Genomic DNA, 6,732 nt, shown 5'->3' on the forward strand with positions numbered 1-6,732 from the left:
CGTGAGATTGCGTTATGGATGGTATTTTCCTGCAGCAACTGGTCAACGGCCTGACCCTCGGGTCGGTCTATGGCCTGATCGCCATCGGCTACACAATGGTCTATGGCATCATCGGCATGATCAACTTCGCCCACGGCGAGGTTTACATGATTTCCGCTTACCTCGCGGCAATCAGTCTGGCTCTGCTGGCATACTTCGGTATTGAATCCTTCCCCTTGCTGATGCTTGGCACACTGGTCTTCACCATCATCGTCACGGCGGTGTATGGCTGGGTCATCGAGCGCGTCGCCTACAAACCGCTGCGCAACTCCACCCGACTGGCACCGCTGATCAGCGCCATCGGTATTTCGCTGATCCTGCAAAACTATGCACAGATTTCCCAAGGGGCCCGTCAACAAGGCGTACCGACACTGCTGACCGGTGCATGGCGCGTTGAAGTCGGGACCGGCTTCGTCCAGCTTACCTACACCAAGATCTTCATTCTGGTCGCAGCGTTTGTCGGGATGGCCCTGCTGACCTACGTCATCAAGTACACCAAGCTCGGCCGTATGTGCCGCGCGACCCAGCAAGACCGCAAGATGGCCTCGATCCTGGGGATCAACACCGATCGCGTCATTTCCTACGTGTTCATCATTGGTGCCGCGATGGCGGCGTTGGCCGGCGTGCTGATCACCATGAACTACGGCACATTCGACTTCTACGCGGGCTTCATCATTGGCATCAAGGCGTTCACCGCCGCGGTGCTTGGTGGGATCGGCTCGCTGCCCGGGGCGATGCTCGGCGGGATCATTCTCGGGATCTCCGAGTCGCTGTTCTCAGGATTGGTCAACTCGGACTACAAAGACGTTTTCAGCTTCTCGCTGCTCGTTCTCGTTCTGGTCTTTCGGCCTCAAGGCCTGCTCGGCCGTCCTCTTGTGTCGAAGGTGTAAGCGATGTCTTCAACCACTAAAAAAACCATTGATCTCAAAAGAAGCCTGGTTGACGCGATTCTTGCCGGCCTGGTGGCCCTGATTGTGTTCGGCCCGATTGTCGGCGTAGTCCTCGACGGCTACGGCTTCAACCTGGAAGCGACCCGGGTGGCATGGATTGTCGCCATCGTCATGGCCGGCCGCTTTGCCTTGAGCCTGTTCCTGCAAACCCCCAAGGGCCTGAGAATTCTTGAAGGTTTTGAAAGTACCGGCTCCGGGGTTCATGTACTGCCGCCTGATTACAAATCCCGCTTGCGCTGGATCATCCCGGTGATGATCGTTATCGCCGTGGTGTTCCCGTTTTTCTCCAACTCCTACCTGCTGGGCGTGGTCATCCTCGGGCTGATCTACGTGTTGCTGGGCCTGGGGCTGAACATCGTGGTCGGCCTGGCCGGCCTGCTCGACCTGGGTTACGTGGCGTTCTACGCCATCGGTGCCTATGGGCTGGCGCTCGGTTATCAATACCTGGGGCTGGGTTTCTGGACGGTGCTGCCGCTGGCGGCAATCACTGCCGGGTTGGCCGGTTGCATCCTGGGTTTCCCGGTGCTGCGTCTGCACGGTGATTACCTGGCGATCGTGACCCTGGGGTTCGGTGAAATCATCCGGTTGATCCTCAACAACTGGCTGTCCCTGACTGGCGGCCCGAACGGTATGGCGGCTCCGTTGCCGACGTTCTTCGGCCTCGAGTTCGGCAAAAGAGCGAAGGAGGGGGGCGTCCCGTTCCATGAGTTCTTTGGCATCGCCTATAACCCGGACGTGAAGTACTACTTCATATACGCGGTGTTGTTCCTGGTGGTACTGGGCGTGCTGTACGTCAAGCACCGTCTGACCCGCATGCCGGTCGGTCGCGCGTGGGAAGCCTTGCGTGAAGACGAAATTGCCTGCCGTTCCATGGGTCTGAATCACGTACTGGTCAAGCTGTCGGCGTTCACCATTGGTGCATCGACGGCCGGTTTGGCCGGTGTGTTCTTCGCCACTTATCAGGGTTTCGTCAACCCGACCTCATTCACCTTCTTCGAATCGGCACTGATCCTCGCCATCGTGGTACTCGGCGGCATGGGTTCGACCATCGGCGTGGTGATTGCGGCGTTCGTGCTGACCGTTGCCCCGGAACTGCTGCGCGGCTTCGCTGAATATCGCGTGCTGCTGTTCGGCATCCTGATGGTGTTGATGATGATCTGGCGACCGCGCGGCCTGATTAGGATCAGCCGCACCGGTGTGACCCCACGTAAAGGAGTGGCGCCATGAGCGAAGAAATCGTTCTCTCGGTCGAAAATCTGATGATGCACTTTGGCGGCATCAAAGCCCTTAGTAACGTGAGCCTGCAAGTCAAACGCAACTCGATTTTTGCGTTGATCGGCCCCAACGGTGCGGGCAAGACCACGGTGTTCAACTGCCTGACCGGGTTCTATAAAGCGTCCGGCGGGCATATCGAACTCAATGCCCGTGGTGTGAAAACCGACGTCATCAAAATGCTCGGGGAACCGTTCAAGGCCATCGATTTCGTTTCGCCGAAAAGCTTCATCGGCCGGCTCCACTACAAAATGTTTGGTGGCACGCACCTGATCAACCGTGCCGGTCTGGCGCGTACTTTCCAGAACATTCGCCTGTTCAAGGAAATGTCGGTGCTGGAAAACCTGCTGGTGGCCCAGCACATGTGGGTCAACCGCAACCTGCTTTCGGGCATCCTCAACACCAAGAGTTACCGCAAAGCCGAAAGCGATGCGCTGGACCACGCCTTCTACTGGCTGGAAGTGGTGGATCTGGTGGACTGCGCCAACCGCCTGGCCGGTGAACTGTCCTACGGTCAGCAACGCCGTCTGGAGATCGCCCGGGCCATGTGTACCCGGCCGCAGATTATCTGCCTCGACGAACCGGCCGCCGGCCTCAACCCTCAGGAAACCGAAACGCTGAGCGCGATGATCCGGCTGCTGCGCGACGAGCACGATCTGACCGTGGTGCTGATCGAACACGACATGGGCATGGTAATGAGTATTTCCGACCACATCGTGGTGCTGGACCACGGCGTTGTCATCGCCGAGGGCGGGCCTGAAGCGATTCGACACGATCCGAAAGTGATTGCCGCCTACCTGGGCGCCGAAGAAGAGGAAGTGGTATGAGTGCACCCATCCTCGAACTCAAGGATCTGGACGTGTTCTACGGGCCGATTCAGGCCCTGAAGAAAGTTTCGTTGCACATCAATGAAGGCGAAACCGTCAGCCTGATCGGCTCCAACGGGGCCGGCAAATCGACCCTGTTGATGTCGATCTTCGGCCAGCCGCGGGCCGCTGACGGGCAAATCATCTATCAGGGTGTGAATATCACGCACAAGTCGTCCCACTACATCGCGTCCAACGGTATCGCTCAATCGCCGGAAGGTCGGCGGGTGTTCCCTGACATGACCGTCGAGGAAAACCTGTTGATGGGTACGATTCCAATCGGTGACAAGTACGCCAAGGAAGACATGCAGCGCATGTTCGAGTTGTTTCCACGGCTCGAAGAGCGACGCACCCAACGCGCCATGACCATGTCCGGCGGCGAGCAACAAATGCTCGCCATCGCCCGGGCGCTCATGAGCCGGCCGAAGCTGTTGCTGCTCGACGAGCCGAGCCTGGGGCTGGCGCCGATTGTGGTGAAACAGATCTTCGCGACCCTGCGGGAACTGGCCAGCACCGGCATGACCATCTTCCTGGTGGAGCAGAACGCCAACCACGCCCTCAAACTGTCGGACCGGGCGTACGTGATGGTCAACGGCGAGATCCGCCTCAGCGGCACCGGCAAGGAGCTGCTGGTGAATGATGAGGTGCGCAACGCCTATCTCGGCGGCCACTAAACTGAAGAGCCCAAATAACGCCCTGACGCACTCAACGTCAGGGCGTTTTTTTATGCCCGCAGAATCCCCGTAGGAGCTGCCGAAGGCTGCGATCTTTTGATCTTGCTTTGAGGTGTCTGTGGAAAAGATCGCAGCCTTCGGCAGCTCCTACACAGGATGGTGCTTTGAGGTAAAGGGAAATTGTGGAAAACAATATTCACGACCTCTCAAAGCGCGACATAAAGCCGCTGCAAATTGCTGTTTTATCACGGTTTTGACTTGTCCCCGTTTGCTGTGGAGCTGGCTGTGAATAACGTGGGAGTAGCTGGCTGCAAGCCTTTGAATCCGTGGCTTGTAGAGATATGGTTGTTTTTTGATCAGGTGTTTTTGCTGGACCTCGAGCCGGCTTTGTCAACCTTTTTGTTCGGGGCAAACACGGTGCGAATCGAGGTGCACAAGCCTGTGGATAAGTCTGTGGTTAAACTCTGGAAAGAGTCGGCTGAGGGCCGTAGTTACTGGCTTGGAGCCACCGTCGGTTTGACCGCCCGGTCGTGCAAATTGCCCGGGGTTACACAGCAGGCACCCGAGGGTCAAGCAAAAAACTTTCTAATCTGCCCGCAAAGCCTTGTGGACAGCGGCTTGCAGCTTTTGCACTTGCCCCCGGAAACTGTGGACCGGCCTGTGGATAAGGTGCGCGTACATGGCTGCAAGCCACAGTGCATATGGCGTTGCCGGTGTTGATTGTTTTTTGTACGGTTTTTGCGAAGGTTGCCGCTGTGGACAAGGCCGGGCATGCTGGCAACTGATTTTCTATTCCAAGGGCTGTCGATCAGCCGAAGCAAGGAGAACACGATGTCCAACACCCTGTTTATTACCGGCGCGACCTCCGGTTTTGGTGAAGCCTGTGCCCGTCGTTTTGCCGAAGCCGGCTGGAAACTGGTGCTGACAGGTCGTCGTGAAGAGCGCCTCAATGCCCTGTGCGCCGAGTTGTCGAAGCAGACCGAGGTTCATGGCCTGGTGCTCGACGTACGCGATCGCAAGGCCATGGAGGAGGCGATTGCCAACCTGCCGCCATCCTTCGCCAAGCTGCGCGGGCTGATCAACAACGCAGGCCTGGCCTTGGGCGTGGACCCGGCCCCCAAGTGCGATCTTGACGATTGGGACACCATGGTCGACACCAACATCAAAGGCCTGATGTACAGCACTCGCCTGTTGTTGCCGCGTTTGATCGCTCACGGTCGTGGCGCCGGCATCGTCAACCTCGGTTCCATCGCCGGCAACTACCCGTACCCGGGCAGCCACGTGTATGGCGCGAGCAAGGCGTTCGTCAAACAGTTCTCCCTGAACCTGCGTTGCGACCTGCAAGGTACGGGCGTGCGGGTCAGCAACATCGAGCCGGGCCTGTGTGAGAGCGAGTTCTCGCTGGTGCGTTTCGCCGGTGACCAGGAGCGTTACAACGCCACTTACGCCGGTGCCGAGCCGATCCAGCCGCAAGACATTGCCGAGACTATTTTCTGGGTGCTCAACGCACCGGCCCACATCAACATCAACAGCCTCGAGCTGATGCCGGTGAGCCAGACCTGGAGCGGGTTTGCCATTGAGCGTAATACGAAGGCTTAAGACCGCGTAACGGCCATCGCGGGCAAGCCACGCTCCCACAGGGTTTGTGTTGACTCGCTATTTCGCGAACGACACAAACCCTGTGGGAGCGGGCTTGCCCGCGATAGCTATCTATCAGTCAGCTAAGATATTTGACCAACCCGCGATAACAGGTCGCCAAATGATAAGGCGTGGTCGAAGGCATGTCCTTGCGGCTCACTTCGCCCTGTTCATCGCGACACTCATACCAGCCGCCCGCATGCAAAAAGCGCTGTTGCAGCGCCTGCAATTGGTGCTGCACAGAGGCTTCTCTGCCCGGGCGCAAGGTCAGAGCGCGCAGGTATTCAGCCTGGGCCCAGATGCGTTGGGTCGCATCACGAGGGTGGTCGTCCAGCTCCAGCATTGCGCGCACAGCCCCGGTCTGCTGGTCCACGCCCTGTTGCTCGGTAAACGTAAAGGCGCGGTCCAGCGACGCATGCAATTTGGAGCCGCGCAGCAAGGGTGAGGACTCCAGCAGGAAATACCACTCGAACTGATGGCCTGGCTCGAACCAGTTATCCACAGCGCCCAGCGGCTTTTCCATCAATACCGCGTGCTGCGGATCGATGAAGCGCTTCTGCATGGCTGTGCATAACTTGAGAAGCGCGCTCTGCACAGCAACGTCCTCGCGCACCGAAAGGATGGCGAGGAAGGCTTCGGCCAAATGCATCAATGGATTCTGCAGCGGCCCGGAGTTGAGCGAGGACCAATCACGGTCCAGGCTGGCTTCGTACAGGCCGTCGCCTGTGGCGAAGCGCTGCGCCAACACTTCCAGCGTGGCGTTGAGCACCGACTCCACCAGCGGTTCGCGAACCTTGTCCCAGTAATGGGCGCAGGCGAACAGGATGAAGGCGTGGGTGTAGAGGTCTTTGCGCTGATCCAGCGGCGCACCTTGCGGGTCGATGCTGTAGAACCAGCCGCCATGCTCGGCATCGTGGAAATGCTGTTGCAAGGAGCGGAACAGTGCCGCCGCCCGTTCTTCGGCCTCAGGCACTTGGCCGATCAGGCTGGAAAACAGGTACAGCTGCCGAGCGCAAGCCATGGCCCGGTAGCGCTGCGGTGGCAGCGGCTGATGCTCGGCGTCCAGCGCTTCATACGGCAATGCCATGTCGGCGTTCCAGCCGGGGCCTTGCCAGAGCGGCACGATCACGTCCTGGAAGTGCTGTTGCACCGAGGCGAACAGGGCGGTCAATTCAGGCTGGGAAGCAGAGCGGGAAACAGAGGGCATTGGCTGGCGTCGTCACGGCAGGGGCGATTGCGCGACATGGTAGCAGAGAGGCAGGCTTGAGAGAGGCGGTGTCTGATCGGACGCCA

At 58.8% G+C, this 6,732-nt stretch carries 6 protein-coding genes; 5 read left to right on the plus strand and 1 reads right to left on the minus strand.

Annotation, left to right across the window (positions count from 1 at the left end):
• Positions 1-14 precede the first annotated feature (14 nt).
• From JFU11_RS27570 to JFU11_RS27590, 5 genes are all read left to right on the plus strand, one after another.
• On the plus strand, positions 15-929 hold the full coding sequence (locus tag JFU11_RS27570) for a branched-chain amino acid ABC transporter permease (protein ID WP_008068915.1): 915 nt from the start codon (positions 15-17) through the stop codon (positions 927-929).
• Between the two features lie 3 nt (positions 930-932).
• Complete coding sequence (gene livM / locus JFU11_RS27575; RefSeq protein ID WP_123721476.1) at positions 933-2,216, plus strand: high-affinity branched-chain amino acid ABC transporter permease LivM; 1,284 nt, start codon at positions 933-935, stop codon at positions 2,214-2,216.
• Entirely contained in the window at positions 2,213-3,088 is an 876-nt protein-coding gene (locus tag JFU11_RS27580; RefSeq protein WP_201062722.1) for an ATP-binding cassette domain-containing protein, read from the plus strand. Before livM ends, JFU11_RS27580 begins: the two co-directional genes overlap by 4 nt.
• Positions 3,085-3,801: an ABC transporter ATP-binding protein gene (locus tag JFU11_RS27585; protein ID WP_201087502.1), complete on the plus strand. Its 717-nt coding sequence runs from the start codon at positions 3,085-3,087 to the stop codon at positions 3,799-3,801. The genes JFU11_RS27580 and JFU11_RS27585 overlap by 4 nt, the downstream gene beginning before the upstream one ends.
• A gap of 831 nt (positions 3,802-4,632) precedes the next feature.
• Complete coding sequence (locus JFU11_RS27590; RefSeq protein ID WP_123721474.1) at positions 4,633-5,400, plus strand: SDR family oxidoreductase; 768 nt, start codon at positions 4,633-4,635, stop codon at positions 5,398-5,400.
• Positions 5,401-5,518: 118 nt separating this feature from the next.
• Here JFU11_RS27590 and JFU11_RS27595 read toward each other — a convergent pair whose 3' ends face one another.
• The gene (locus tag JFU11_RS27595) at positions 5,519-6,646 is read right to left on the minus strand and encodes an AGE family epimerase/isomerase (protein ID WP_201062723.1); all 1,128 of its coding nucleotides are present in this window, start codon (positions 6,644-6,646) and stop codon (positions 5,519-5,521) included.
• Positions 6,647-6,732: the final 86 nt, after the last annotated feature.

It is taken from the genome of Pseudomonas sp. TH37, from assembly GCF_016650735.1.
In the GTDB taxonomy this organism is placed as follows: domain Bacteria; phylum Pseudomonadota; class Gammaproteobacteria; order Pseudomonadales; family Pseudomonadaceae; genus Aquipseudomonas; species Aquipseudomonas farris.